28 protein-coding genes and 1 pseudogene are annotated in these 25,894 nt (G+C 71.5%); 9 read left to right on the forward strand and 20 right to left on the reverse strand.

Annotated features, from left to right (window positions below; genetic code table 11):
* Nucleotides 1–47: 47 nt before the first annotated feature.
* The 8 genes and pseudogenes from O7553_RS25135 to O7553_RS25170 all read right to left on the reverse strand — a co-directional run.
* A pseudogene (locus O7553_RS25135) lies at nucleotides 48–254 on the reverse strand (Rv3654c family TadE-like protein); the annotation flags it as partial.
* Between the two features lie 110 nt (nucleotides 255–364).
* Nucleotides 365–820 (reverse strand): TadE family type IV pilus minor pilin, encoded by a 456-nt coding sequence (locus tag O7553_RS25140; RefSeq protein ID WP_281552069.1) that lies wholly within the window; start codon nucleotides 818–820, stop codon nucleotides 365–367.
* Nucleotides 817–945 carry a DUF4244 domain-containing protein gene (locus tag O7553_RS25145; protein WP_233606454.1) on the reverse strand — a complete coding sequence of 43 codons (129 nt, stop codon included), beginning with the start codon at nucleotides 943–945 and terminating at the stop codon, nucleotides 817–819. The genes O7553_RS25140 and O7553_RS25145 overlap by 4 nt, the downstream gene beginning before the upstream one ends.
* A 137-nt stretch (nucleotides 946–1,082) precedes the next feature.
* The gene (locus O7553_RS25150) at nucleotides 1,083–1,784 is read right to left on the reverse strand and encodes a type II secretion system F family protein (RefSeq protein ID WP_281552070.1); all 702 of its coding nucleotides are present in this window, start codon (nucleotides 1,782–1,784) and stop codon (nucleotides 1,083–1,085) included.
* Nucleotides 1,784–2,623, reverse strand: coding sequence for a hypothetical protein (locus tag O7553_RS25155; protein WP_281552071.1), 840 nt, complete (start codon nucleotides 2,621–2,623; stop codon nucleotides 1,784–1,786). The genes O7553_RS25150 and O7553_RS25155 overlap by 1 nt, the downstream gene beginning before the upstream one ends.
* Nucleotides 2,620–3,870, reverse strand: coding sequence for a TadA family conjugal transfer-associated ATPase (locus O7553_RS25160; RefSeq protein WP_281552072.1), 1,251 nt, complete (start codon nucleotides 3,868–3,870; stop codon nucleotides 2,620–2,622). The genes O7553_RS25155 and O7553_RS25160 overlap by 4 nt, the downstream gene beginning before the upstream one ends.
* A 280-nt stretch (nucleotides 3,871–4,150) precedes the next feature.
* A complete protein-coding gene (locus O7553_RS25165; protein WP_281552073.1) occupies nucleotides 4,151–4,333 on the reverse strand; it encodes a hypothetical protein in 183 nt (60 codons plus the stop codon).
* Complete coding sequence (locus tag O7553_RS25170; RefSeq protein WP_281552074.1) at nucleotides 4,333–4,551, reverse strand: hypothetical protein; 219 nt, start codon at nucleotides 4,549–4,551, stop codon at nucleotides 4,333–4,335. Before O7553_RS25170 ends, O7553_RS25165 begins: the two co-directional genes overlap by 1 nt.
* A 386-nt stretch (nucleotides 4,552–4,937) precedes the next feature.
* Between O7553_RS25170 and O7553_RS25175 the strand changes: the two genes are divergently transcribed.
* Together O7553_RS25175 and O7553_RS25180 are read left to right on the forward strand one after the other, a co-directional pair.
* Nucleotides 4,938–5,813 carry a helix-turn-helix transcriptional regulator gene (locus O7553_RS25175; RefSeq protein WP_281552075.1) on the forward strand — a complete coding sequence of 292 codons (876 nt, stop codon included), beginning with the start codon at nucleotides 4,938–4,940 and terminating at the stop codon, nucleotides 5,811–5,813.
* Nucleotides 5,814–5,837: 24 nt separating this feature from the next.
* Nucleotides 5,838–6,017, forward strand: a complete 180-nt coding sequence (locus tag O7553_RS25180) for a DUF397 domain-containing protein (protein WP_281555745.1) — start codon at nucleotides 5,838–5,840, stop codon at nucleotides 6,015–6,017.
* A 67-nt stretch (nucleotides 6,018–6,084) separates the two neighbouring features.
* Here O7553_RS25180 and O7553_RS25185 read toward each other — a convergent pair whose 3' ends face one another.
* Nucleotides 6,085–6,399, reverse strand: coding sequence for a helix-turn-helix transcriptional regulator (locus O7553_RS25185; protein WP_281552076.1), 315 nt, complete (start codon nucleotides 6,397–6,399; stop codon nucleotides 6,085–6,087).
* A gap of 422 nt (nucleotides 6,400–6,821) precedes the next feature.
* Complete coding sequence (gene ssd / locus O7553_RS25190; protein ID WP_281552077.1) at nucleotides 6,822–7,913, reverse strand: septum site-determining protein Ssd; 1,092 nt, start codon at nucleotides 7,911–7,913, stop codon at nucleotides 6,822–6,824.
* 530 nt (nucleotides 7,914–8,443) lie between these two features.
* On the opposite strand from ssd, the gene O7553_RS25195 reads away from it, so the two are divergent.
* A complete protein-coding gene (locus O7553_RS25195; protein ID WP_123604345.1) occupies nucleotides 8,444–9,244 on the forward strand; it encodes an HAD-IB family hydrolase in 801 nt (266 codons plus the stop codon).
* 140 nt (nucleotides 9,245–9,384) lie between these two features.
* On the opposite strand, the gene O7553_RS25200 is transcribed toward O7553_RS25195, so the two are convergent.
* Nucleotides 9,385–10,188: an oxidoreductase gene (locus tag O7553_RS25200; protein ID WP_281552078.1), complete on the reverse strand. Its 804-nt coding sequence runs from the start codon at nucleotides 10,186–10,188 to the stop codon at nucleotides 9,385–9,387.
* A 157-nt stretch (nucleotides 10,189–10,345) separates the two neighbouring features.
* Between O7553_RS25200 and acs the strand changes: the two genes are divergently transcribed.
* The 3 genes from acs to O7553_RS25215 all read left to right on the forward strand — a co-directional run bounded on the left by acs (nucleotide 10,346) and on the right by O7553_RS25215 (nucleotide 15,600).
* A complete protein-coding gene (acs, locus tag O7553_RS25205; RefSeq protein ID WP_281552079.1) occupies nucleotides 10,346–12,310 on the forward strand; it encodes an acetate--CoA ligase in 1,965 nt (654 codons plus the stop codon).
* Nucleotides 12,311–12,646: 336 nt separating this feature from the next.
* Nucleotides 12,647–15,025, forward strand: coding sequence for an immune inhibitor A domain-containing protein (locus tag O7553_RS25210; RefSeq protein WP_281555746.1), 2,379 nt, complete (start codon nucleotides 12,647–12,649; stop codon nucleotides 15,023–15,025).
* Between the two features lie 65 nt (nucleotides 15,026–15,090).
* Complete coding sequence (locus O7553_RS25215) at nucleotides 15,091–15,600, forward strand: hypothetical protein (protein WP_281552080.1); 510 nt, start codon at nucleotides 15,091–15,093, stop codon at nucleotides 15,598–15,600.
* Here the strand turns inward: O7553_RS25215 and O7553_RS25220 are convergent.
* Nucleotides 15,590–16,840, reverse strand: coding sequence for a C45 family peptidase (locus O7553_RS25220; protein WP_281552081.1), 1,251 nt, complete (start codon nucleotides 16,838–16,840; stop codon nucleotides 15,590–15,592). The genes O7553_RS25215 and O7553_RS25220 overlap by 11 nt on opposite strands.
* Nucleotides 16,841–17,000: 160 nt before the next feature.
* Between O7553_RS25220 and O7553_RS25225 the strand changes: the two genes are divergently transcribed.
* Nucleotides 17,001–17,939, forward strand: a complete 939-nt coding sequence (locus O7553_RS25225; protein WP_281552082.1) for an alpha/beta hydrolase — start codon at nucleotides 17,001–17,003, stop codon at nucleotides 17,937–17,939.
* 16 nt (nucleotides 17,940–17,955) lie between these two features.
* Here O7553_RS25225 and O7553_RS25230 read toward each other — a convergent pair whose 3' ends face one another.
* The 5 genes from O7553_RS25230 to eccB all read right to left on the reverse strand — a co-directional run bounded on the left by O7553_RS25230 (nucleotide 17,956) and on the right by eccB (nucleotide 22,582).
* Nucleotides 17,956–18,321, reverse strand: coding sequence for a hypothetical protein (locus tag O7553_RS25230; protein WP_281552083.1), 366 nt, complete (start codon nucleotides 18,319–18,321; stop codon nucleotides 17,956–17,958).
* Complete coding sequence (locus O7553_RS25235) at nucleotides 18,318–20,222, reverse strand: SseB family protein (RefSeq protein WP_281552084.1); 1,905 nt, start codon at nucleotides 20,220–20,222, stop codon at nucleotides 18,318–18,320. Before O7553_RS25235 ends, O7553_RS25230 begins: the two co-directional genes overlap by 4 nt.
* A gap of 144 nt (nucleotides 20,223–20,366) precedes the next feature.
* A complete protein-coding gene (locus O7553_RS25240) occupies nucleotides 20,367–20,660 on the reverse strand; it encodes a WXG100 family type VII secretion target (RefSeq protein ID WP_281552085.1) in 294 nt (97 codons plus the stop codon).
* Nucleotides 20,661–20,746: 86 nt separating this feature from the next.
* A complete protein-coding gene (locus tag O7553_RS25245) occupies nucleotides 20,747–21,064 on the reverse strand; it encodes a WXG100 family type VII secretion target (RefSeq protein WP_123605183.1) in 318 nt (105 codons plus the stop codon).
* A 168-nt stretch (nucleotides 21,065–21,232) separates the two neighbouring features.
* On the reverse strand, nucleotides 21,233–22,582 hold the full coding sequence (eccB, locus tag O7553_RS25250) for a type VII secretion protein EccB (RefSeq protein ID WP_348651183.1): 1,350 nt from the start codon (nucleotides 22,580–22,582) through the stop codon (nucleotides 21,233–21,235).
* A gap of 117 nt (nucleotides 22,583–22,699) precedes the next feature.
* Here eccB and O7553_RS25255 point away from each other — a divergent pair, with 117 nt between their 5' ends.
* On the forward strand, nucleotides 22,700–23,086 hold the full coding sequence (locus O7553_RS25255; RefSeq protein ID WP_281552087.1) for a phage holin family protein: 387 nt from the start codon (nucleotides 22,700–22,702) through the stop codon (nucleotides 23,084–23,086).
* A gap of 107 nt (nucleotides 23,087–23,193) precedes the next feature.
* Nucleotides 23,194–23,661: a GNAT family N-acetyltransferase gene (locus O7553_RS25260; RefSeq protein ID WP_281552088.1), complete on the forward strand. Its 468-nt coding sequence runs from the start codon at nucleotides 23,194–23,196 to the stop codon at nucleotides 23,659–23,661.
* A gap of 34 nt (nucleotides 23,662–23,695) precedes the next feature.
* Here the strand turns inward: O7553_RS25260 and O7553_RS25265 are convergent, their stop codons facing one another.
* The 3 genes from O7553_RS25265 to O7553_RS25275 all read right to left on the reverse strand — a co-directional run bounded on the left by O7553_RS25265 (nucleotide 23,696) and on the right by O7553_RS25275 (nucleotide 25,765).
* Nucleotides 23,696–24,385, reverse strand: a complete 690-nt coding sequence (locus tag O7553_RS25265) for a zf-HC2 domain-containing protein (protein ID WP_281552089.1) — start codon at nucleotides 24,383–24,385, stop codon at nucleotides 23,696–23,698.
* Nucleotides 24,382–24,876: a sigma-70 family RNA polymerase sigma factor gene (locus O7553_RS25270; RefSeq protein WP_281555747.1), complete on the reverse strand. Its 495-nt coding sequence runs from the start codon at nucleotides 24,874–24,876 to the stop codon at nucleotides 24,382–24,384. Before O7553_RS25270 ends, O7553_RS25265 begins: the two co-directional genes overlap by 4 nt.
* Before the next feature lie 94 nt (nucleotides 24,877–24,970).
* The gene (locus O7553_RS25275; protein WP_281552090.1) at nucleotides 24,971–25,765 is read right to left on the reverse strand and encodes an IclR family transcriptional regulator C-terminal domain-containing protein; all 795 of its coding nucleotides are present in this window, start codon (nucleotides 25,763–25,765) and stop codon (nucleotides 24,971–24,973) included.
* Between the last annotated feature and the right edge of the window lie 129 nt (nucleotides 25,766–25,894).

Here is a 25,894-nt window from a genome sequence, read left to right on the forward strand (position 1 = left end):
GCGGTCGCACTCACCGGCCGACCGACGCCGGTGGCCGGAAGTGGCGTCACCTCGACGGTGACCACGACCTCCATCCCGTGGACCGTGCACGCACGCAACCGCCCGCCGTTGCGTTCGGCCACATCGGCCGCCCGCTCGCAGACCACGCCCTGGCCGGCGAACACCCGGGCGACACCGGCGAGGGCGGCCAGGTCGGCGGCCACCGAGGCCTGCTGCCGGGCGAGCCGGACCGCACCGATCAGCGCACCGGCCATCCCGGCGGCGACCAGCGTCAACCCGACAGCGAGCAGCCACAGGCTGGCGCTGCCGCGCTGCCCGGCGTCGGCCCCGGGCCCGCGCAACCGGCGGCGGCATCGTCGGCCGGTCACCGGTGACGCTCCGGCGGCGATCCCGCGCCGTCACCGCCATCGACGGCACCGCCGGTAACGGAACCGCTGCTGCCGGCGTTTCCAGTCGCGCCGGCAGCGGTCCCGGTGACGCCGGGCTCGACCGCGGCGGTCACGGACGCGGTGACCGACGCCGGCCCGAGCCGGGCGCCCAACGCCCGCAGCGGTGCCCGGACCGTGACGGTGACCAGGTCACCGTCGACGACCACGGAGACCTCCGCTCCCGGCGGCCCGGCCAGGGCTGCCGCGTCACGGTCGCCCCGGGCGGTGGCCAGCGCGACCGACCGTGCCATGTCGAGACACTCGGACTTGGTGACCACGGCGCTGACGGCGGACAGCCCGACCGCCAGCAGCAGGACCAGCGCCGGCAGACCGGCGGCCAACTCGGCGGTGAACGAGCCCCGGTCACCGCCGGCCTGCCGGCGCGGCCTCACCCGAGCGCCCGATCGATGACCGAGGCGAGGGCGGCCTGCACACCCTCGCTGGTCAACACCTTGAGCAGGATCCCGGCGAAGGCGACGGCGGCCAGGGTGCCGACGGCGTACTCGGCGGTGTTCATCCCCGCGTCGTCGCGCAACCGGCCGACCAGGTGGCCGCGCCACCGGCCGACCGCCCGCCGTCCGGACACCGTCGTCGCTGTCGTCGGCACCGCCGCGTCGGGCGGAACCTTCGTCGACCGCATGATGACTCCTTTCCTCAGAGGACGTCGCCGAGGACGGCGACGATCACCGGCACCAGACCGGCGAGAATGAAGGCGGGCAGGAAACACAGCCCGAGGGGAAGCACGATCAGCACCCCGGCGCGCCGGGCCGCCGCCTCGGCCGCTGCCGAACGACCGGCCCGCAGATCGTCGGCGAGCCTGGTCGCGGCACCGGCGAGGGCTGCGCCGCTGGCCGCAGAGCGGATCGCGGCGGCGGCCAGGCGCTCGCCGCCCGGCACCGCGTCGAGATGCCGCCACGCCTCGGCCGGCTCGGCACCGAGCCGCAGCGCCCGAGCCACGCGGCTCAGCCGGGAACCGAGCGGCCCGGCCAGCGCGTCGGCCACCGCGACCATCGCCTGATCCACCGGCGCTCCGGCGCGCAGCGCCGCCGCCAGCAGATCGGCGGCCAGCGGCAGGTCGGCTGCCGCGCGCAGCCGTCGACGGCGTACCGACGGTGGCTCGATCCGGCGCAGTGACCGGTCGACACCGACAGCAGTCGCGACGGCCAGCGGCACGGAGAGCCAGCTGCCGCCGATCACCAGCACCGCCACACCGGAAAGCGCCGCGACCGGCCGGACGAGCCGCGACAGGTCGGACTCCGCTGGCGGATCGCCGCCGAGCCGGGCGAGCCGGCGGCGGGCGGCGAGTGCCGTGACCGGGCGGACCGCCGGCGGCAGCGTCATGCGGACGCCGGCCATCAGCTGGTCGCCTCCGGTGCCCGGTTCAGCCGCTCGGTCCAGACCAGCCCGGCGACCTGCAGGGCCACGGCGGCGAGCGCGCAGGCCGCGCCGATCGGAGTCCGCAACAGCACCGCCACCGGGTCCACCCCGATGCTGTAGCCGAGAGCCAGACCGCCGGCGGGCAGCCCGGCCAGCAGCCAGGCCGTCATCTGCGCACCGGCGGCCTGCGCGGCGGCCGCCTCCCGCGACCGGTCGAACGCTCGGGCGTCGGCTTCGATGCGTTCGATCAGGTCGGCCAGCGGCGCACCGGTGCGCTCCGCAAGCCGTACGGCGGCGGTCGACAAGCCGGCAAGCCGGGTGGCGGCGGTGCCCGCCGTCGGACCCGGCAACGTCGTCGGCTGCGGCAGCGTCATCGGCCCTGCCGGCAGGCCGGCCCGCAGGTCGGCGGCGTGCGCGGCCAGCGCGTCCAACTGCCGTACCCGCCGGTCCCGCCGGGCCTGCGCGGCGGCCCGGTTCGCCGCCGTACGCAGGCCGAGCCCCAGGTACGCGGCGGTGATCGCCGCCGCCACCGGCCCGCCCAGCCAGCCGGCGGCGAGCCCGCCGGTGCCGGCGACGGCCACCAGCGCACGGCGCGGATGCCGGCGCGCGGCGTTGCCGAGCCACCGTGCCCGGGACCACAGCGCCTGGGACGACAGCCGGACGCTGAACGGAACGGTGGCTGGTGGTGGCGAGTCCGGATCGCCATACACGCGCACCGGGGTCGGTCCGGTCACCGCCAGCAGCCGACGGCGGCGACCCCACGGGCGGCGCAGCCGACGCGGCCAACGCCGGTGCGACGTACCGGGTCGCCGGCTCACCGTGGCCCCCGGCTGTCGAGCACCGCCGGCACCGGTACGCCGCGTTCGATGAGCAACCTGGCCAGGGCCGGGCCGGCCGGCTGCGGGCCGGCCCCGCGCCGCCAAGCGGGGGTGACCGTGATCAGCCGCTCCGGCCCGTGCGGGGTGAGCAGACAGATCGCGTCGACGAATCGCCGCCCGGCGAACCGGCGCAGCTGGACGACCACCTGGATGGCGGCGGCGATCTGCGCGTGCAACGCGGCGCGGGGCAGCCCACCGAGCAGCCCCAACGCCTCCAGCCGGGCCGGCACGTCGCTGGCCGCGTTCGCGTGCAGGGTGCCCGCGCCGCCGTCGTGGCCGGTGTTGAGCGCGGCCAGCAGGTCGACGACCTCAGCGCCCCGGCATTCGCCGACGACCAGCCGGTCCGGCCGCATCCGCAACGCCTGCCGGACCAACGCACCGAGCCCGACCGACCCGACCCCCTCGACGTTGGCTGTCCGTGCCTGCAACGTCACCACATGCGGATGCTCCGGCCGCAACTCGGCCGCGTCCTCCACCATCACGATCCGCTCGTCGGCCGGCACCAGCCCGAGCAACGTGTTCAACAAGGTCGTCTTGCCCGACCCCGTGCCGCCCGTGATCAGGTACGCCAGCCGCCCCGCCACCACCGCCCGCAGCAGCTCCGCCACTGGGCCGTCGACCATGCCGTTGCCCACCAGCTCGGCCAACTGGAACGGACGCTGCCGGAACGTCCGCAACGACAGGTACGGCCCCGTCGCCGCCACCGGCGGCAACACCGCGTGCAACCGGGTACCGTCCGGCAACCGGGCATCGACGTACGGGCATCCGTCATCGAGCCGACGCCCGCAGGCCGCCGCCAGCCGCTGCGCCAACCGACGCACCTCGTCCACGGAACCGACGCCCACGGCCGCCCGCTCCAACCCGGCACCCCGGTCCACCCACACCTGGGTGCCGTTCACCAAAACGTCGGTCACCCGAGCGTCGGCCAGCAACGGCGACAGCGGCCCCGCCCCGGCCAACTCACCGTGTACCCGGTCGGCCAGCCGCAACAACCCGGCGTCACCTCGCAACGCCGCCCCCGGCTCGGCCCGCACCGCACCGACCACCGAGGCCGGCGTCACCGACGTGCCGTCCGCGATGAACCGCTCCCGCACCCGGGCCGCCACCACCGCCTCGTCGACACCCGCACCACCGGGCCACCCGGCCGGCGCGACGGAACCGCCCGTACGGGCCGACCCGGCCGTCATGACGCCACCACCGCACGATCGACCAGGCCCGCGACGTCACGCCGAGGTCTTGCCTCGGCGGTGACGAGCGGCGGGCAGGTGCGGGGAATCGCGACGGGGTACAGCGGCGGCATCTGAGCCCTCCTACGGCTCGGGGAGCGATGCCGAAACTGTGGACGCTGACGCGGCGTTCGCGCCTGGACGATCAGGCAGGCTGTGGACAACCGACCTGCCTGTGGATAACTTCTCCCGGCCGGAGGTGATCTGCTACGGCGGCCGCGTAGGCAATGAACCGGCAGGGTCAGATCGAGCGGCGTGGCCAGCGCTTGCGGGGGCGCGGCTCCTCCTCACGGTGCTGGCGCTTGTGCTCGTGCACCCGGTCCTCCCACGCCTGCTGGTCGTCGTCGGCGGGATCAAACGGGTACCAGCGGTGCGAACCGTCCTCGAAGTGCATGTCCTCGTCACCGGGCCGGATGACCGACATCAGCGCCACCACCCCATGAATCGCCAGTACAGGTAGCCGCTGCGGTTGTCGGCCAGGTCGATCATCGCGTCGAGCAGGCACGTCGCCATGTAGACCGACAGCGACACCGTCGCCCCCGCGTACTCCGCGAGCAGTTCCTGACGGCGGGTGTGACAGGGCCACGGATCCGCGCATCCCGCGCAGGTCCACGCCGGCTGGATCGGGGTGTGGAAGCTCACGCGCCCTCCTCTGGCCAGTGACCCCGGTTGATCGGTATCCGGTGCCGAGCCCGGCAGGGCAGCGCCGCCCCGCACCGGCAGACCTGCTGCCACTTGCGCCAGGACCACACCGGCCGGTGTCGCCTGGCCAGCGTCCTTGCGACTGCGACGACGTACGCCTCGTAGCTGACCACAGGCTGCCTCCTCGCTACAGAACGAGAGCATCGGTGCCGCGTCGAGCGCACCGCGTTGTTCGCCGTACCGGTGATGCGGTCGGCGTCCACATGTGCCCTATCACCATGGCAGGGGTCAGTGGAATCCGCAGTATGCGGATCGCATCAGAGAGTTGATCAATCTGTGCTGGGCATGGGCTTGATCGGCAATCGGGTGGAGTGCAGGATGCGTCTGTGGCATCACGACAAAGCCCGACAGTCAAACGACGACGGCTGGCTATGACGCTCCGACGTCTGCGGGAGCAGGCAGGTCTCTCGTCGACCGAGGCTGCCCGGCAGGTCGATCATGACGGGAGTTGGCTGTCCCGCATCGAAACCGCCGAGGTCCGGCCGCATCCGAACGACGTGCGGGCGCTTCTTGGGCTCTACGGCGTCGCCGGTGAGCAGGCTGAGGCTGTTATCGCTGTCGCCCGACAAGCCCGGCAGCGCGGCTGGTGGCAGCGCTACAGCGAGGTGCTACCTGAGTGGTTCGTGACCTACGTCGGCATGGAGTCCGAAGCGTCGGTCATCCGGTCCTACCAGTGCCAGATGGTTCCAGGCATTCTGCAGACCGAGGAGTACGCACGGGCGGCGTTCCGGGGCGCGCCGATCCCGATGCGCGACAGTGAGCTCGAACAACAGGTCGCGCTGCGGATGGACCGGCAGTCCATCCTGGGCACAGACGACCAGCCGATTCTGCGGATGATCCTCGACGAGGCAGCGGTACGGCGGATGGTCGGCGGGCCGCGTGTGCTTCGGGCGCAGCTCGACCGCTTGATCACGGAGTGTGACCGGACCCGAGTGCAGATTCAGATCCTGCCGTTCGGGGCCGGCGCTGGTTTCGACGGCAGCTTCGTCATCCTTGACTTCCCGCCGATACCCGAGCCCTTTCCTGAATCGGCCGAGGATCGGCTGGTCTACGTCGGCACCCTCACCGGCGCGCTCTACCTGGAGCAACCGGCCGAGGTTGCCGCTTACTTGGCCGCGTTTGAGCAGCTCGCCGCCGAGGCTCTGCCGCCAACGGCCTCCCGCGATACCTTGGTTAGGATCGCCAGCGATCTGGCGACCTAGCAGAAGGAGCATGACGTGGACTCGGTGTGGCGCAAGAGCACCCGGTCTGGTTCCTCCGGTGACTGTGTAGAAGCTCGGCGCAGCGACCATGCCGCCCAGGTCCGCGACAGCAAGGACCAGGCCGGACCGGTGCTGTCGTTCACCGCCGATACCTGGACCGGCTTCGTCCAGGGGATCAAGCTCGGCCAGTTCGACCACCACTGACCCCGATTGGCGTCTGCCCTGATCCCACAACCAGGACCAGGGCAGACGCTGGCGTCAGGACGGCTGTTTAGGCTGCGATGAACTCGACAGCACCGCCGCTGACCTTGATATTGAAATCCATGCCTGTGCCCTTCGACAGCTTGACCAGGGTCGCGATCGACGGAGGCTGATCGCCCGACTCAAGGCGCGCGATCACCGACTGAGTCATCCCGACCTCGCGGGCAAGACCCGCCTGGGTGAGGCCATGTTCCTGGCGGTAGCGCAAGATTCGCAGCGCGACGTCGTTGGCGAACGCGGTGCGGTCCCACTCCGAGCAAAACTCTGGGTCGTGGCGCTGCTCGTCGTGGACTTGGGCCGAGGTCTTCAGATCGGACAGGTTCATCACTCGTCGCCCTTCACTTCGTCGATGCGCTTCTCTGCTGTGGCGATTGCCTTCCGGAAGGCTCGTGGGTTGACGCTGGCCTCGGGGGCGATGGCTCCGAGGACGTAGGCGTTGCCGACCTGGCGATAAAGGGCTCGCCAGCGACTACGGCCGGCTCGTGGGCGTAGCTCCCGGAGGCTGGTAGCTGTCTTGATGTCGCTCGAGTGCGGGTACCCCAGGTTTGGCCCGGATTGCTACCAATTTGTCTACTGCATGGCCGATCGCTACCCGCTCGACAGCGGGCAACTCGCGCAACTCAGCTTCCGCCCCGGGGTGGTAGTAGACCGGCCACGATACTTGAGAAGTATAGCAGAATTGCGATAATGACGGGTGCCTGGAGGCCGAACGTCGGTCACCCGCGCCCGAACCAACCAAACCCGCCGTCACGACGCTGCCGCCGCGCGATCGACCAGGCCGGCGACGACCCGCTGACACAACTCGGCCAACGGACCCCGGCCCGAGGAACCCGGAGCGTCACCGCGCTCCAGCCCTCGGCTGACTCGTGGCTCAGGTTGCAGCACCCCGGTCACCGGCAGCCCCAGGGTCCGCCCGATCTCCCGGGCCCGCAGCCGGCCCGGGGCCGGCCCGCGCACGACCAGCGACAGGTCGGTGCAGTGCGGTTGGATGTCGGTGATCACCCGGGCGGTCGCCGCCGTGGCCCGCAACTCGGCCGGGACCAGCACCAGCACCCGGTCGGTGGCGTGCATCGCGGCGATCGCTGCTTCGTCGGGCCGGCGGGGCAGGTCGACGACGACCACGTCCCGCTCCCGCCGGGCCGCGTCGAGGGCGGCGGTCATCGTGGCGGCGGGCAGCGGTAGCGGTTCGCCCCGGTCCCAGGAGAGCAGCCCGAGGTCGCCCCGGCAGGGCAGCGCGCCGGCCAGCGCCGACGGGTCGATCCGGCCGTCACTGTCGGCGAGCGCCGGCCAGCGCAGGCCGTCGATCTGCTCCCAGCCGAGGACCAGATCGAGGCCGCCGCCGAGCGGGTCGGCGTCGACCAGCAGGCTGCGCAGCCCGAGCCGGGCGGCGGTGACCGACAGGGCACCGGCCAGCACGCTGGCGCCGGCCCCGCCCCGGCCGCCGATCACCCCGATGACAGCTGCGGCCGGCTTGTCGGTGCCGCCGTTGTCGGTGAGGCGGTCGACCAGCCACGGCTCCGCCGCCGGCAGGATCGCGACATGCTCGGCACCGAGCAGCTCGGCGACCTGCCAGGGCTGGTCCTGGTCGGCCCGGCCGACCAGGACCAGCCGGGGTCGGCGGGGCATCCTGGCCCGCAGGTAGGCGTCCGCCTGGTCGGCACCGACCAGGACGAACGGGGCGGCGGCCTGCCGGGACCGGGCGGCGACCGGGTCGGCAGCCAGGTCGACGTCGGTGCCGGCGAGCGCCGCGAGGCGCAGCAGGTCGTCGAGCAGTCGTTCGTCGGCGGTGACGACCAGTGGCAGCCGGCGGGGTGCGGCGATACTGGTGCGCGGCGGCATCCGGACCTCCTGCGGTCGGTGAGGGGATGCCGCAACTGTGGGTGCCGCCCCGGTGCCCGCGCTCCCTCGACGGGGCTGCCTGTGGACAACGGGACCGCCTGTGGACAACGTCAGCGCCGGTCAACTGATCTGGTAAGTGAGGAGGACCGGGTGGCGGGACAGCGCTGGAAGCTGGAACGCGCCCTGGAATAGCGACGACCCCCGCCGGGGGGGAGACGGGGGTCGCCTGGGGTTCGGCTCCGGGGGGGTCGAGCCGAACCCGCTCAGCGGTCACGGGGGGTGCAACCGCCGAGTGTCTTCCGGATGAAGCCTGGGACGGAAAGATAACTGTGTCATGACAAGCATGCCTGAGCAGACCGCCACCCGTCGAGTGGCGTTTTCACCGGGAGTCGCACCGCTGCCGGCACGGGACGCAGGTTGGGCCACTCAGCTTCCTGATCGTCGGATCAGATCCCGGGGGATCCCCGTCGCCGACCGGCGACGACGCACCGGCCGTCGCCGACGTCCCGCTCCGGCTAGACTGCACCGTCGTGGGCCGCAGCGCCGCTTTTTTTGATCTCGACAAGACTGTCATCGCCAAGTCCAGCGCCTTGGCGTTCGGCCGGCCGTTCTACCGCGACGGGCTGATCACCAGGCGGGACGTGGTCAAGTCGGCGTACGCCCAGCTGATGTTCCGGCTCGGCGGCTCCGACGAGCAGACCATGGCCCGCACCCGCGACTACCTGGCCGCGCTGTGCAAGGGCTGGCAGGTGGAGCAGGTCCGCCAGATCGTCGCGGAGACGTTGCACGAGCTGATCAACCCGTACGTCTACGCAGAGGCGGCGGCGCTGATCGAGGAGCACCAGAACGCCGGTCGGGACGTGGTGCTGGTCTCCGCGTCGGGCGAGGAGATGGTACGCCCGATCGGCGAACTACTCGGCGTCACCGACGTGATCGCCACCCGGATGGCCGTGGAGAACGGCCGGTACAGCGGAGAAATCGAGTTCTACGCGGCTGGGGCCGCCAAGGTTACCGGCGTCACCGAGCTCGCTGAGCAGCGCGGGTACGACCTTGCCGAGTGCTACGCCTACTCCGACTCGGTCACCGACGTACCCATGCTCGAATGCGTCGGGCACCCGACGGTGGTCAACCCGGACCGCCAGCTCCGCAAGCTCGCCACCGAGCAGGGCTGGCCGGTCCTCGCCTTCCGCCACCCGATCCCGCTCGGCCGCAGGTTGCGGGAGCGGCCGGCGGTCCCGGTGGCGGCCGCCGCGTTGAGCGTCGGGGTCGGGGTCGCGATCGGCATCGCCTGGTACGGCCGGCACCGCCGGACAAAGACAGCCTCGGCCTGACCGCGCAGCTGCCAAGCAAGATCAGGTGAGCGTGATGGACCTCTCAAGCGACCGGTGAGGTCCATGACGCTCACCTGATCTTGGTCTAGGATGCACGACCGACCCGACAGGCTCGCACCAGCGCCCCGGCCAGTAGCGGCTCAGGCGTTGGCGAGCACCTCGTCGGCGACCCGGGTCAGCTCCTGGGCACCCAGCTCGACCGCGGTCAGATAGTGCCGCAGCCAGGAGCGGACGCCGTCTGGCGTACCAGTCGCGAAGGCGCCGGCTGAACCCACGTACTCGGGTTGCCGCTCGTGGTGGCCGACCTCGACGGCGAGCAGGCCACGCGGGTCCGTGCCGGCCGCGACCAGGGTGAGCCGCGCGGCGGCCCGGGCCACCACCCCGCCCGGCCCGGCGAACGGCCGCAACGCGAGCAGCTCGGCGTGCACCACGGCGGCCAGCAGTAGCGCCGGCACCGAGGTGCCGCCGCCGACCAGCGCGCAAACCCCGTCCAGCCGTAGCGCCACGTCCGGCCCCTGCACCACATCCGGCCCCGGCGCCACGCCTGACTGCGGCGTCACGTCAGGCCGGGCGACCGGACGACCCAGCTGGTCGGCCGGCACCAGCCCGCGCGCGGCGAGCACGTGCAACCGGGCCAGCACCTGACGGGGGGTACGGGGCCAGCGGTCGGCCAGCGTGGGAACCGCCTCGGCCACCCGCAGCGCCCCCTGCACCACCGGATCGGTCACCGTCCCGGCGCGTACATCGGCGACCGGATGGTCGTACCCGTCCAACGCGGCACTGGCGACTGCCGAGCGGAGGCTGATCTCTGCCGCCACCGCCCCGCCGTGCCGGCGCAGCGCCCGGTGCCGCAACGCGGCGTCGACCTGCTCGCGGGCGCGGTCCAGCGCGGGTGCCACGTCGGCGAGGTCGAGCAGCGGGGCCAGGGGGTCGGTCTCGGTCATCAGCGACACGGTACAAGCTTGGCCAGCTGAACCGCCCGCCGCGCCGGTGTGGCCGCTCGGCGCGCGATGGGCACCCAGGTATCCGCCAAGTCTCGTGCCGGCGGGACGGCGACACTAACCTCGGAGCAAGTCAAGCGACGTGTGAGGAGCCCCACGCATGAGCGAAACGCTGGAGAATCTACTTCAGGAGAATCGCCGGTTCGAGCCGCCCGCCGAGCTGGCCGGGGCGGCCAACGTCACTGCGGCCGCGTACGACGAGGCAGCCGCCGACCGGCTCGGCTTCTGGGCGGACCAGGCCCGCCGGCTGCACTGGGCCAAGGAGTGGGACCAGGTGTTGGACTGGTCGAACCCGCCGTTCGCCAAGTGGTTCGTCGGCGGTCAGCTCAACGTCGCGTACAACTGTCTGGACCGGCACGTCGCCGCCGGGGCCGGCGACCGGGTCGCCATCCACTGGGAGGGTGAGCCGGGCGACACCCGCACCATCACCTACGCCGACCTGCACCGGATGACCTGCCAGGCGGCGAACGCGCTGACCGACCTCGGTGTGACGGCGGGTGACCGGGTGGCGATCTACCTGCCGATGATCCCGGAGGCCGCGGTCGCGATGCTGGCCTGCGCCCGGATCGGCGCGACGCACAACGTCGTGTTCGGCGGCTTCTCGGTCGACGCGCTCTCCGGCCGGGTACAGGACGCCAGCGCCAAGGTGATCATCACCGCCGACGGCGGCTACCGGCGCGGCAAGCCCTCGGCCCTGAAGCCGACCGTCGACGAGGCGGTGGCCCAGTGCCCGTCGGTGGAGCGTGTCCTGGTGGTCCGGCGGACCGGCGAGGAGGTCACCTGGACCGACAAGGATCACTGGTGGCATGAGACGGTGGAGAAAGCGAGCACCGAACACGAGGCGCAGCCGTTCGACGCCGAGCAGCCGCTGTTCATCCTCTACACCAGCGGCACCACGGCCAAGCCCAAGGGCATCCTGCACACCACCGGCGGCTACCTCACCCAGGCGTCGTACACCCATCACGCGGTCTTCGACCTCAAGCCGGAGGCCGACGTCTACTGGTGCACCGCCGACATCGGCTGGGTCACCGGGCACTCGTACATCGTGTACGGTCCGCTGTCCAACGGCGCAACCCAGCTGATGTACGAGGGCACCCCGGACACCCCGAACAAGGGCCGGTTCTGGGAGCTCGTACAGAAGTACAAGGTGAGCATCCTCTACACCGCGCCGACGCTGATCCGCACCATGATGAAGTGGGGTGAGGACATCCCGGCCGGGTACGACCTCAGTTCGCTGCGGCTGCTCGGCAGCGTCGGTGAGCCGATCAACCCGGAGGCCTGGATGTGGTACCGGGAACACATCGGCGGGGGCCGGTGTCCTATCGTGGACACCTGGTGGCAGACCGAGACGGGCTCGATCATGATCTCGCCGTTGCCCGGGGTGACCGCCACCAAGCCGGGCAGCGCGATGACCCCGCTGCCCGGGATCAGCGCCGACGTGGTCGACGACCAGGCCGAGTCGGTGCCCGACGGCGGCGGCGGTTACCTGGTGCTACGCGAGCCGTGGCCGTCGATGCTGCGCACCATCTGGGGCGACGACCAGCGGTTCATCGACACCTACTGGTCCCGGTTCGACAAGATGTACTTCGCCGGTGACGGGGCCAAGAAGGACGCCGACGGGCACGTCTGGCTGCTCGGTCGGGTGGACGACGTGATGCTGGTTTCCGGGCACAACATCTCCACCACCGAGGTGGAGTCGGCGCTGGTGTCGCACCCGTCGGTGGCGGAGGCCGCCGTGGTCGGCGCCACCGACCCGACCACCGGTCAGGCCATCGTCGCGTTCACCATCCCGCGCGGCAGCGCGGACATCGCGGGCGAGGCCGGCGAGGCGCTGATCCAGGAGCTGCGCAACCATGTGGCGCGTACGCTCGGGCCGATCGCCAAGCCCCGCCAGATCATGCTGGTGCCGGAGCTGCCGAAGACCCGCTCCGGCAAGATCATGCGCCGGTTGCTGCGGGACGTGGCCGAGAACCGGTCGCTCGGCGACGTGACCACGCTGCAGGACTCCACCGTGATGGAGCTGATCTCCTCCGGCATGCAGGGTGGCAAGTCCGACGACGGCTGACGTCCGCCGCCAATGGTGGTGGTGGTGCGGCCCGGCGGACCACCGGTGGTGGTGCGGCCCGGCGTACCGCCGACGTGAACAGCTCGTGGCCGGTCCGGTCGCTTCGGCGGCCGGGCCGGCCACTTTTCACGGCGTGATCGTTGTGACATATCAGGGCGATCCAGCCGGGAGCGTGAAACAAATCGACGCATTGACCTTCACAGAGGTTCCCTCGGGTGACTAGGTTCACGGTGGCCCCAACGACGGGGGCCACATCGTCCGGAGATCGTGCCGCCCTCACCCAAGTGGCGGCGTCGATTCCCCCGAACCGGAGGTAACCAGGTGCGCAAAGTCATGGTGGGGATGCTCACCGTGTCGCTCGCCTCGGGCATGGGCTTTGCTCTACCCGCGACGGCGATGGCCGCACCATCGGTGGACACACCGGTGGCGGCTCCTTCCCGGGCCGAAACCCCGAGCCTCGACGACCTACCCAACCCGCTCGGCGAGAAGCGTCGTGAGCTGCGCGAACGAGCAGTGAGCGAAGTGGTCAGTGGCCGGCTCACCCCGGAACGGCGCGGTGCGAGCACCGTCGCGAAGGTCGGTGAGACGTCGGGCACCGGCGTCGCCGGCCGGGCCGCCCGTGGCGGCGCCGGGTCCGGCAAGGACCAGTACGTCGAGTTGGAGCGGGAGACCACCGACCGGATCTTCGTGATCCTGGCGGAGTTCGGCAACGAACGGCACCCGGCCTACCCCGACGTGGACAGCAACCCGGACTGGGACGGCCCGGCCCGGTTCGACGGACCGCTGCACAACGAAATCCCCGAGCCGGACCGGACGGTCGACAACACCACCATCTGGCAGGCCGACTACTCCCCCGAGCACTACCGGGACCTCTACTTCGGCGCCGGTGAAGGCGTCGAGTCGGTCAGGACCTACTACGAGACCCAGTCCTCCGGGCGGTACAGCGTCGAGGGCACCGTCACCGACTGGGTCAAGGTCCGCTACAACGAGGCCCGGTACGGCCGGGACCTCTGCGGTGGCAACGTCTGCAGCAACGTCTGGCAGCTGCTGCGCGATGCCGCCAACCAGTGGGTTGCCGACCAGCAGGCGCTCGGCCGCACCGACGAGGAGATCGCCGCCGAGCTGCGTGAGTTCGACAAGTGGGACCGGTACGACTTCGACGGTGACGGCGACTTCAACGAGGCCGACGGCTACATCGACCACTTCCAGATCGTGCACGCCGGTGGCGACCAGGCCGACCGTGACCCGTGGCAGGGTGAGGACGCGATCTGGAGCCACCGCTGGTACGCCTTCGCCACCGACATCGGGCTGACCGGCCCGGCGCAGAACCCCGCCGGTGGCACCCAGATCGGCGACAGCGGGCTGTGGATCGGCGACTACACCATCCAGCCGGAGAACGGCGGACTGAGCGTCTTCGTCCACGAGTACGGCCACGATCTGGGCCTGCCGGACGATTACGACACCTCCGGCGGCGGTGACAACAACAACGAGCACTGGACGCTGATGGCGCAGAGCCGCCTCGGTGCCGCCACTGACGGCGGGATCGGTGAGCGCCCCGGTGACCTCGGTGCCTGGAACAAGCTGCAGCTCGGCTGGTTGGACTACGAGGTGGTGGTGGCCGGGCAGAAACGCACCCTGCACCTGGGTCCACAGGAGTACAACACCAAGCGGGCCCAGGCGGTCATCGTCGTGCTGCCGAAGAAGGAGGTCACCACCGAGCTCGGCGAGCCGTACGCCGGTGAGATGCAGTACTTCTCCGGCAACGAGGACGACATGAGCAACACGATGACCCGTGAGTTCGACCTCGCCGGTGCCTCGACCGCCGCACTGTCGATGAAGGCGCGTTACGACATCGAGGACGACTACGACTACCTGTACTTCCAGGCGTCGGCCGACGGTGGGGCGAGCTGGACCTCCCTCGAAGGCACCGTCAACGGTGTCCCGTACGGCACCGACGGCAGCGGCACCCCGGCGATCGACAGCTCGACCGGTGGCCAGTGGGTCGACATCAACGTGCCGCTGGACGCGTACGCCGGGGACGCCGTACTGGTCCGGCTGCTCTACCGCACCGACGGCGCGGTGGCGTACGGCGGCTTCTTCGGCGACGAGATGACCGTGACCGCCGACGGCGCACCGATCTTCACCGACGGTGCCGAGGGTGCCGGTGGCTGGGACCTCGACGGTTGGACCACCGTCGGGGCCAGCGTGACCGCCGACTACGACAACTACTACATCGCCGGGCACCGCTCGTACGTCTCGTACGACCGCTACCTGGAGACCGGCCCGTACTACTTCGGGTACGCCGACACCAAGCCCGACATGGTGGACCACTACCCGTACCAGGAGGGTCTGCTCATCTCCTACTGGGACACCTCCCAGGTCGACAACAACACCAACGTGCACCCGGGTGAGGGGCGCAACCTGTACATTGACTCGCGGCCGCGGCCGATGTACAACCTGACCGGCGCGCCGTGGCGGGCCCGGGTCCAGGTGTACGACGCGCCGTTCAGCCTCGAGAAGGCCGACGGGTTCACCCTGCACATCAACGGCGAACCGCACTGGGTACGCGGCCAGGCGGCGCAGCCGCTGTTCAACGACACCCGGAAGTACTTCTACGAGGAACTGCCCAACCACGGGGTGAAGCTGCCCGCGGTCGGCGTGAAGATCCGGGTGGTGTCGGTGGACGGCACCACGATGAAGATCCGGGTCTCCTGACCCGGCGGTGACGCGGTCCCGGCCGGCCGGTGGAACTCCGGCCGGCCGGGCAGCGTCCAACCGGCATGGCAGTACCGAAGCTGATCCGACAGTCAGCCCTCCGGGCCGTCGCCGCCATGCTGACCGGCGTGGCGCTGATCGCCGTCGCCGGTTGCGGTGGCGATCCCACGTCAGGAGCACCGATGCCGGCGACCCCGGACGCCTCGCAGAGCGGAACCGACGGGCCGGATGCCCCGCAGACCGGATCCAACGAACCGGCGACACCGATCCCGTCCGAGACTCCGGGCCTGTCCCGGACCGAACCGCCGACACTGCCCCGACCCGGGACACCCCCGAAAACCCCGTCCGACCTGATCACCGGCGACTGGCTGGTCGGCACGGTGACCCGGGGTGGCACCGGACCCTGCTACGGGCTGGTCACCGACGACGGGACCGAACACGCGCTGTACGGCGACGACGGCACCACACTCACCCAGCACACCCGGATCCGGGTGAAGATGGCTCCGCTGCGGATCCGGATCTACTGCGGGCCGGGCCAGCACTGGCAGCTGATCCGGGCGGAGGTCATCCGGTGACGCCGTCGGCCAGCTCCAGCCAGTGGTAGTCGTGCTGGCACGGCGGGCCGGCGGCCAGCCCCAGCCGGCGGGCGTCCAGATCGATCAGCACCGAGTAGACCGTCTCCGCCTGGTCCGCCGGTGCGTCCCGCTCGTCGAGATGCCGACAGATCGCCAGCGGCAAGCCCAGATGATCATGGAACACGTCGGCCAGGTCGGCGAGGGTCAACGGCGCACCGGCCGCCCGTTCGGCCAGTAGCCGGCGGGCCCGCGCCGCCCGGAACATCGACGAGCCGCCGAGGTTCTTCGCCGTGTCCCGCACCGGCAGGGCCGTCTCCAGGTGGTTCGCGTGGGTGAGCACCCCGTCCACCGGGTGGGTCCACCCGACGTCGCCGGGGACCACCTCCAAGTCGAGCAGTTCCCCACCGGCCGGGCCGGCCTGGCCGAGCAGCAGGTTGATCGACGCGTTTCGGGGGGTACGGAAGGCCACCCGGGTCGCCTGGCCGAGGCTGCCGGCTTCCAGCACCGCGCGCAGCAGCACGTGGTACGGCACCCCGGGCGATCGGCCCGGCGCCAGCCCGTCCCGGTCGCTGCCGAGCATGTTGATGCAGACTCCCAGCCCTGCCGAGTTCAGCCCGGCCTTGGCGAGCATGCCCGCCTCGGTGAGGGTGAGCACGGTCAGCCCTCGCTCGTCCGTGGTCCGCAGCAGCACCATCGTGTCCCGCTGGTCGGGATGCCAGTCCCAGTTCTGCCCGAGCAGCAGATGGCCGTCGGCGGTCCGCGAGCCGAGTACCCCGGCTGCCGTACAGCCGCCGGCCGAACCGTCCGGACCGACGTCACGGCCGGAGCCGGAGCCCAGGTCGGGATCGGTGGGTTCGGTATCGGTGGGGTCGCTTGGCGGCGGGTCGGCCGCCGTCCGCCCGGTGCCGTACAGCAGTTCGGTACGGGCGTTCAGCGCGTAGACCTCGTCGACGTGCACCCCTGCTCCGCCGGCCACCGCGTCGAGCGCCTCGACGATCCTCGGGTGGGCCGCCCGGCTCGCGTTGCGGAAGGTGCCGCCGGCGATCCGTACCGCCGACCTGCTCAACCCGGCCTCGTCGCGGAACCGCCGCAGGTAGTGCTCGATGTTGCGGGCGATCACCGACGCCGCCGCCGCACCGTAGCCGGCGCCGTACTCGGCCGGCGGCCCGGCGACGTTGATCAACGGGACGGGTGGCGGTGGGGCGTTGCCCGGATCGGGTCCGGCAGCATCGTCGGCCATCCGGCAACGGTATCGCCGCCCGGTCGGGTCCCGCCGCCAGCAGCGGAAGTCAGCCACCCCCGGTGGACACCCGGAGCCGACGCCGGTGATCACCCTGAATCAACCTCTATTGTTTGCCCAGGCCGGATACGGTGGTGCGGGGCCGGCCTACGCTGTCGCCATGGGAGAACGTGGCAGGACAGCGGGCCCGGTCGACGAGTCCTGTGTGCTCATCAAGGGCCCCTGGGAGCACCGGTACGTCGGCGCCAACGGCAGCCGGTTCCACGTGGTCGAGGCCGGCACCGGCCCGCTGGTCCTGTTCCTGCACGGCTTTCCCGAGTTCTGGTGGGCCTGGCACGAGATGCTGCCGGCGGTGGCCGACGCCGGTTACCGTGCCGTGGCGGTCGACATGCGGGGATTCGGGGCGAGTGACAAGCCGCCGCGCGGGTATGACGGATACACCCTGGCCGCCGACGTCACCGGCATGATCAGGGCGCTCGGTGAGCGCTCGGCGGTCATCGTCGGCGCCGGCTTCGGCGGCATGATCGGGTGGACCGCCGCCGCGTTCCACCCGAGGATGGTGCGCCGGCTGGTCGTGATCGGGGCCGCTCACCCGCTGCGGCTCCGCTCGGCGATCTTCACCGACCCGCGTGGGCAGGCCGCCGCCTCCACCCCGTCGCTACGCTTCCAGCTGCCCCGCTACGAGCACGTGCTGACCCGCGACGACGCGGCGATGGTCGGAGGGTTCCTCCGCCAGTGGGGTGGGCCGGTGTGGACCGGCGGAGCCCGGTTCGCCGAGTACGAACAGCTGTGCCGGACCGCGATGCGGATCCCGCAGGCGTCGTTCTGCGCGTTGGAGGGGTACCGCTGGGCGTTCCGGTCGCTGCTGCGGCTGCACGGCTACCGCTTCGTCAAGCTGTTGCAGGAGCCGCTGGTGACACCGACGTTGCAACTGCACGGGGCGTTGGACCCGGCGGTGCTGCCCCGGACGGCGCAGGGCTCCGGGCGGTACGTGATCGCCCCGTACGAGTGGCGGCTGCTGGACGAGGTTGGGCACTTTCCGCACGTCGAGTCGCCGGAGGTGGTGCTCGGCGAGGTGCTGCGCTGGGCCAAGAGCTGACCCGCGACCCGGCCGGTCAGACCCGGTGCTCGCGCAGCTCGGTCACCTCGTTGGCTGCCGCCCAGCCCTGGTAGACACCGAAGTCGAACTCCTCCAGCCCGAGCGACTGGGCGACCGGGGCGCGACCGCCGGTGTACTCGACCCGCAGCCAGCCGTCGTGCTTGGCGAGCACGACGAACGGCTGGCCGTGCCAGGTGCAGGTGGTACGCACGTACGCCAAGTCGTCGACCTCGGACATCGGCACCACCCGGACGTATCGGCCGGAGCGGATCGCGGTGAAGCCGTCGCCCTCGGTCGGCTGGTAGATCCGCACCTCGTCGCCGGCCGGGCTGGCGTCGTACTCCTGCCCCTGCCAGCGGGCGACGTAGCCGTCGCGCATCATTCCTCCTTGACCCGCTGCCAGGCGGTCTCGTCGGCGTCCAGCAGGGCGACGAGCGTCCCGGTGCCGTCCGCGCCGAGCCGCCACAGCTGCGAACCGTGCGGCAGCCGGATCCCGTCGACCTTGAACTCGGCCACGACGTCGCTGCTCTCCCCGGGGGCGAAGCCGTTGCCGCGGAAGGGCGGACGCTCGATCACCCAGCCTTCCATCGCCCGCATGGCGTTCTCGTTCTGCCCGCCGTAGGGAATCCGGTAGAGGCTCGGCCGGTAGGCCGGCCACCGCAACACGAAGATCTCGTCAGCGTCCGGAGCGAAGGGTGACCCGGCGTAGCCGAGCCCGAGTGCCGCGTACAGCTTGGCTGGGGTGTCCAGGTGGGCGACCTCGGCGGCGCGGTGCACGAACCCCGACACCCGGTCGTAGCCACGGTCCAGGTAGTAGCCGACCTGGCTGGCGGCGACGGTCTTCTGCATCGTCGTCGGCTGCCCCGGGACGTCCGGCCCGCTGGACACGGCCGGCTTCGGCGCGGCCGACGCGCCGGGTTGGGGTTCGGCCGGCTGTCCGACGTCGGCTTCCTCGTCTCCCAGCCCGACCTCAGCCGCCCAGCTGGCCAGGCCGACGATCTCGGTGCCGGGCAGCTTCGCGCCGACCGGGGTGCCGGGGTTGATGACGAACGACCACTGCGGGTCCGGCCAGCGGCGGATCAGCTGGACGAACTTCACTTCGACGGTATCGACCGGGGTGTCGAAGTGATCGGCGATCCGCTCCGGCGAGGTGAACACCACGACGAACGTGTCGTCGGTGGCGGTCTCGGTCCGCCAGGTGAAGCCCTCGTCGCCGGGTCTGGACCCGGCCGCGGCCGATTCGGAGACGGGCAGCAGCACCTTGGCGAGCAGCAGGGTGGACAGGAACGAGTTGCTGCCGCCGCCGCCCGCCGCCGCGACCAGGTCCCGCTCCACGTCGTTGGCCGGCTCGAAGGCCGGACCGGACGGTGGCTCGACCGCCGGACCGGACGGTGGCTCGACCGCCGGCTCGACCGCCGGACCGGGCGCCGGCTCGCCCGCCGTGCCGCCGGCCGCACCGGGCTGTTCCACCGCTGGTGGCGGGTCTTCGGTGGGCGGCGTGGGAGTCGGCACCCGGCGAGGCAGACCGCCGGCCGACAGCCCGGCGGTCGCGCCGGCCGGGGATCGGGTCGAACCGTACGGTGGCGGCGAGCTGGGCGACACCGGACGGGCGGTCGGCGGCGCCGGGTCGGCGGCCGCGTTGTCCGGGTGCGGCCACTGACCTTCCGGCGCCGGAGCGGTCGGCGCCGGAGCGGTCGGTACCGGCGGTGGGCTGGCAGCGGCGGTAGCTTCGGCGGCGTACTGGGTGGGATGCCGGCCGTGGTCCGGCAGTAGAGCGGGCCCGCCGTCGACCGGCCCGGCACCGCCGGGGTAGCCGGCCAGTCCGGGGACGGTGGCGGTCGCACGGGCCCGGGCGGCGGCATTGGCGCGGCCCTCGGACTGGCCGCCGCGGTTTGGCAGTCGCGCGTCTCCGCGGGCCAGCTGGGCGACGAACCAGGCCGGCAGCCAGCCTTCGATCGGCAGACCCGGGTTGACCGCCAGCCACCACTCCAGGTTGGGCCAGGTGGCGGCCAGCTCGGCGAACGTCACCCGACGGGCGGAACTGCCGTTGTCACCAAGGCATGCGTGCAGGGTGACCGGAGAGGTGAACGCGAGAACGTGGGTCCGCCCGTTCGTCGTCCAGGTGCCCCAGCCCATCGGGGCCTGACCGGCCAGGGCCTGCGCTGAAACAGGGAGCAGCAACTCGGTGCCGGCCAGCAGCTGGAAGTAGAGCTCCTGGTCCTGACGGAGCAGGGCGTCGCGCATCGCGGCCTCGATCTCGGTGGCCGGTTGCCAATCGGTCACGGCCGACCCCCCTTTCCACCGGACAGGCCACACGCGTCCGGTACAACCTACAAGGTGGTGCCACGATCACAACGGCCGGCGGACGCCTTGCAGTTCAACTAACGTGAGAAAACACTTCGCGTAGTCGAGAGGACACGCTTCGGCTCATCGGAACAGGTCCGCGTTGCGCCGCTCGGTGCTCAGATAGTCGGCGGCCGACTCGTCGACCGCAACCTTGATCTCCCGCAGCAGGGCCTGAAGATTCTGTGCCGCGCCGCGCCACCGGGCCTGCCGTTGCTCGTACGCTTGACGAGCCACACCGTCCCAGGTTGCTACAAGTGGCGCAGCCTCCCGCTCCACCTGGTGCAACTGCGACCCGAGAGTACGCAACGCCTGCCCGATGTCGGCGCTGGCCTGTTGCAGCGCCCGGAAATCCACCACCAGCTCGCCGTCGGCCAACTGGTCACCTCCTCCGTGTCATGCTCCGTGTCATGCCGCTGCGCCGCCCGCCCGGTCGCCCCCGAGCAGCAGGCCGCCGGGTCGTCTCAGAGCGGCAGCTCGATCCGTCGCCCTGCCCTGGTCACCCGGTCCGCCGCCGCGACGTCTGTCGCCTGGTACTGCGTCCCGGCGGTACGGATCGCTCCGGCCGTCTCACGCAACGCCCGGTGCAACGCCGCCTGCTCTCTGGCCCACCCGGCAGTGACCTGCTCGAAGGACCGGCCACCGGCACCACGCCAGGCGTGCTGAAGCACCTCCAAACGCTGCAGCAGACCGCGCAGCATCGCATCGAGCTCCTCGTCGACCTGGTCGAAACGGCTGGCTGCCCGCTGCATGACCGCCAACTCGGCTTGCGTCTGCGACACGCTGTGGCCCCTCTCGGTCCCGGTCCGCTGACAGCGGTGAACGTCACCTCGCCGACCGTAGCCGGGTCGACCCACCGGCGCAGCCCCACCTCGTCCGCTGTGGATAACGGCTCGATTGCGGTGGCATCGGCGACGAACCAGCCAGAGCGCAGCTGAGCCGGGACACGGTCAGCCGAGGGCGATCCGCCGGTCCAGGTCCGGACCGGCCGGCACAAGCTCGACCACGTTGGCCGGCAGCCGCGACCGCGCGGCGTCCGGGTAGCCGAGCGTCGGCAGCACCGCCGGGTCGGGAACCGGGTGGCGTAGTCCAGCGTCGGTGATCAGGCTGACCTGCGGGGTGTTCCCGCCCGGCCGTACCGCCTCGACCAGAGCGCCGCGACCGGGCGGCAACCGGACGCCGGTGGCCGGGGTGTCCGGATCCACCGCCACCCGTACTTGGGACCGGATCCCGGCGCCACCGACGCAGACGGTGCCGGTCGCCGCCGATCGTAGCGCCGGTGTCTCGGCCGGTGGTGCCTGCGGACCTTCCGGGACCAGCTCGTCGACCCGGGGCAGGCCACGGAACCGACCCTGGGTCAACCGGGTCGGGCCGGCCTGGTCGTGTGCGGTCAGCAGCAGATCGGCCTGTACCTGGGTGATCTCAGCGAGCCCGTCGCGGTACGCCACCGCGTACTGTCGCGAGCCGCTCTGGGTGATCATCACGAAGACCTCGCCGACCGTGGTGTCCGGAATCGTCCCGGACGGCTGCCCCGCACCAGGGACCGTCGGGCGGGCCAGGTCAGCCCCGACCGGCAGGGCCCGGAGCACCGCCGGCGCGACCGGCAGCGGGCGGTGCCGGGTCCAGCCGAGCGCGGCGAGCACCAGCTCCGGTTCGGCCACGGCGTGCCGGCGGCCCCGCCAGATCAGCTGTACCGCACCGTCCGGTAGCCGGGTGAGCAGCGCGTCATCGCCGAGCGGCCGACCGCCGGAGCTACCCACGCCGAGCAGCACCGACGTCCCGGGCGCAGCCGACTCACCCTGGTCGGCGACGCTGGAGCAAACCGTCCAGTCCGGACCAACCAGGTCCTCGGGGCGGGGCAGCGAGTCCGGCGCGTCGGGGATACCCAGCGGAGATCCCCGGTTGACGTCGCGTAGTGCGGCCTGCCGCACCAGCACGGTACGCGGTGGAGCCGCACCCGCGATCAGCAACGCCGAACTGTAGTTCCGCACCGGGTGCAGCCGGCCGGCGCGGTAGACGTACCGGGCCCCGGACTCCCGTTCGACAATCACCACCCGGCTGTCCCGCCAGTCAGTGGCTGCGGATCCGGTCGCTGCTCCGTACCCTGCGGCACCGCCGAGCCCGAGCACGGCGACCAGCACGCCGGCCAGCGTCGCAGGGGCTGACCGACGGGATGGTCGTACCGGATCGGCCTCCCCCGACACCAACGCGTCGACCAGCCGTCGTGCCGCATACCGGTGGGACTGCAAGTGGTGCTGCCGGGACGTCAACCACGCACCTCCGGGACCGACGGGCCGCAACCGGCGGACGACATGGCGTCACGGGCGGTTCGACCGTGAGAGAGGGTGAGGCACGATGGTATCGCCGGACGGCGATGCCGGAGCCAGCGGCGACGGCCGGCATGGCAGGATTCCCGGATGGGTTTCCTGAAAAGCCTCCTCATCCGCCTGGGTAGTACGGCGTTGGCGTTCTGGCTGGCCACCCTGATCATTCCGGGCATCACGTTACAGACCGACGCAATCGGCGAGGCCATCGTCGCGCTGCTGCTCGTGTCGGTCATCTTCGGCGTGGTGAACGCGGTGCTGCAGCCGATCATCAAAACCGTCGGGTGTGCCCTGTACCTGCTGACCCTCGGGTTGATCGCGGTGGTCGTCAACGGGCTGTTGTTCCTGTTGACCGGGTTCATCGCCGAGCAGCTCGACCTACCGTTCCAGGTCGACGGTTTCTGGCCGGCCGCCGTGCTCGGGGCGCTGCTGGTCGGAGTGGTCACCTGGCTGCTGGGTCTGGTTCTGGACCGGGACTGACCGGCCGTCCCGGCCTCGGGCAGCAACCCTGCCGTACCGGGTGGTGCGTTCGGCGACGTCCCGGAAATTCGTACGACAGCCGGTCGACCGACACCTACGGTCGGCGCATGGTGTCGATCATGCTTGCGGACGGACATGAGATCTGCGACGACCCGACCCGCGTCGACGTCGACCGGGTCCACGGCTGGCTCTCCACCGACGCGTACTGGGCGCTGGGCCGCTCCCGCGAGGTGGTCGTCCGGTCGATCGCCAACTCGCTCGTGTTCGGGGTCTACCGGGGCGACGCCGACGGGCAGGTCGGCTTCGCCCGGGTTGTCACCGACCAGGCGACCTTCGGATGGCTGTGTGACGTCTACATCGACCGCTCGGTGCGTGGCCGTGGACTCGGCCGCCAGTTGGTGGCGACGGCCCGCGACGAGCTTGCCCGGCGGGGGGTACGCCGGCTGGTGCTGGGCACGCTGGACGCGCACGGCGTCTACGCGGCGTTGGGTTTCACTCCGCTGGCCGAGCCTGACCGCTGGATGGAGCTGACGGCGGCACAGCCGCTGACCGCTGAGCCTGCCCCGGCCGGCTGACCGCTGAGCCTGCCCCGGCCGGCTGACCGACGACTCAGCCGACCTGGTATGCCAGGATCGCCGCGCCGTCGGCACGGACCAGTTCGAGCCGTTCCAACTGGTCGTGGTCGAACCGGGTAGCGCCGGTGAAGACGATCTCGGCCCCGGGACTGACCGCCCACGAGCCGACCTGCTGCTTGGCCCCGTCCCGGTCGTAGGCGACCAGCTCGAAATCCATCGGTCGGCCGTCCGGGTTGGTCGGCTCCCACCAGCAGCGCATGGTGACCTCGGTGCCGTTGGTCGCCGCCTGCAGACCCACCTCGGCGTGGATCGGCACCTGCGAGGCCACCGGCTGCATCGCGAGGAGTTGGGAGCCGGGCGTGGTCTCCGGCGTACCGCCGGCCCCCACCCAGCCCACCCCGAAGCCGACCACGATCGCGAGACCGGCGGCGGCCAGCGCCGCCCCGGCGGTCTGCCAGCGGCGCATCCGCCGGCCCCGGCGGCGGGCCCGGCCCGCCGCGTCGACCAGGGTGGCCAACCGGGGCTCGGTCGACGGCGGGTCGCTGATCTGCTCGAAGCCGGCCGGATCCAGCCGGCCGAGCAGACCGGGCAGCACCGCGATGTCGGCGACGGCCTGCCGGCAGCTCGGGCAGCCGGCGAGGTGGTGCTCGTACGCCGCTCGTTCGGCGGGTGACAGGGCACCCAGGACGTACGCGCCGTCGTCGTGCGCGTAGTCACACCTCACTGGGTCACCCCCATCTCCTCCAGCACCAGCCGCAGCGAGCGCAGTGCGTAATGCGTCCGTGACTTGACGGTACCTGGCGGGACGCCGAGCCTGGCCGCCGCCTCGGAGACCGAACGCCCCCGATAGAAGCACTCGATCAACACTTCCCGGTGTGGTTGGGAGAGCCGGCCGAGGGCTTCGGCAACGGTCCACGCCTCCACGGCACGGTCCGCCTCGTCCACCGCCGGTGGTGGTTCCGGCAGTACGTCGGTGACCACCTCGCCGACCCGGACACTGCGTCGACGCCAGGCGTCGATCGCGAGGTTCCGGGCCGTGGTGAACAGCCAGGCTCGTACGGATCCCCGCTCCGGGTCCAGCGACTCGGGATGTCGCCAGGCCCGCAGCAGCGTCTCCTGGACCAGGTCCTCGGCCCGCTGCCGGTCGCCACCGGCCAGCCGCAGCGCATGGGCGAAGAGCGCGTCACCATGCTCTTCGTGCAACGCGCGCATCAGTTGTGAATCCTGGTCGGTCAAGAGGCGCCCTTCCCTTCCGCCTCATGACACGTAGCCGCTGGCCGGGCGGTTCAAGGTCCTGGAGAAACTGTTTTCAGCTGCCCGGATGCTCCGGGCCGGTCATCGCCTCGGCGACCGCCCTGGCGGCGGTGAGCAGCTTCGCGCGGACCACCCGGGCCGAGGTCATCATCTCGGCCGCCGGCAACGCGCAGGCGATCGCCACCCGCCGCTCGACGTCCTTGTCCGCGTTGACCATCACCGCGGCGCAGGCCAGGCCCTGCCGGTACTGCCCGATCTCCAGGTGCATGCCACGCCGGTCGCCGACCGCGAGATCAGCTTCGAAGCCCTCGATGGAGGTGATCGTGGCCGAGGTGAACGGCCGCATGCCGAACTCTTTGAGGTAACGGAACCGCTGTTCGGGGGTGAGGGTCGCGAGCAGCGCCTTGCCCAGCGCGGTGGCGTGCGCCCCCTCGTCGAACCCGGGCACCATGTCCTCCAGGTACGGCGAGCGCAGCCCTTCGGCCGACGCGGTCACCGCCACCTGGGCGCCGACGAAGCGGCCGAGGTAGTGGCTGTAGCCGGTCTCCGCCGCTGCGCGGCGCAGCGCCTCGCCGACCGCTGGCGGGCCGCGGAATGCGGCGACCAGTTCGCGGTAGCGGTCCGCGACCTCGAGGCCGACGATGTAGGTACCGTCCTCGCGACGGATCACGTAGCCCTCGTACGCCAGGGTGCGCACCAGGTGGTACGTGGTCGCCACGGTCAGCTCGCAGCGCCGGGCAATCTGTTTGACGGTCAGTCCGCGCGGGGCACGTCCGACCGCTTCGAGCACACGCAGTGCCCGTGAAACGCTCCGGATGAGGTCCGAAGGTTCCGCCAAGGGGTCGCGCACAACCACCTCCGCCGCCGGGGACTTACACCATATGAAAAGACAGCCGCCTGTGGAATGCCCTTTCGAATCGGGGGCACCAGGTGGCGACTATCGGTGTGGCGCCCGACACGTACGGTTCATGCTATTGGC

Origin of the sequence: Solwaraspora sp. WMMA2059 (assembly GCF_027497315.1) — a bacterium.
In the GTDB taxonomy this organism is placed as follows: domain Bacteria; phylum Actinomycetota; class Actinomycetes; order Mycobacteriales; family Micromonosporaceae; genus Micromonospora_E.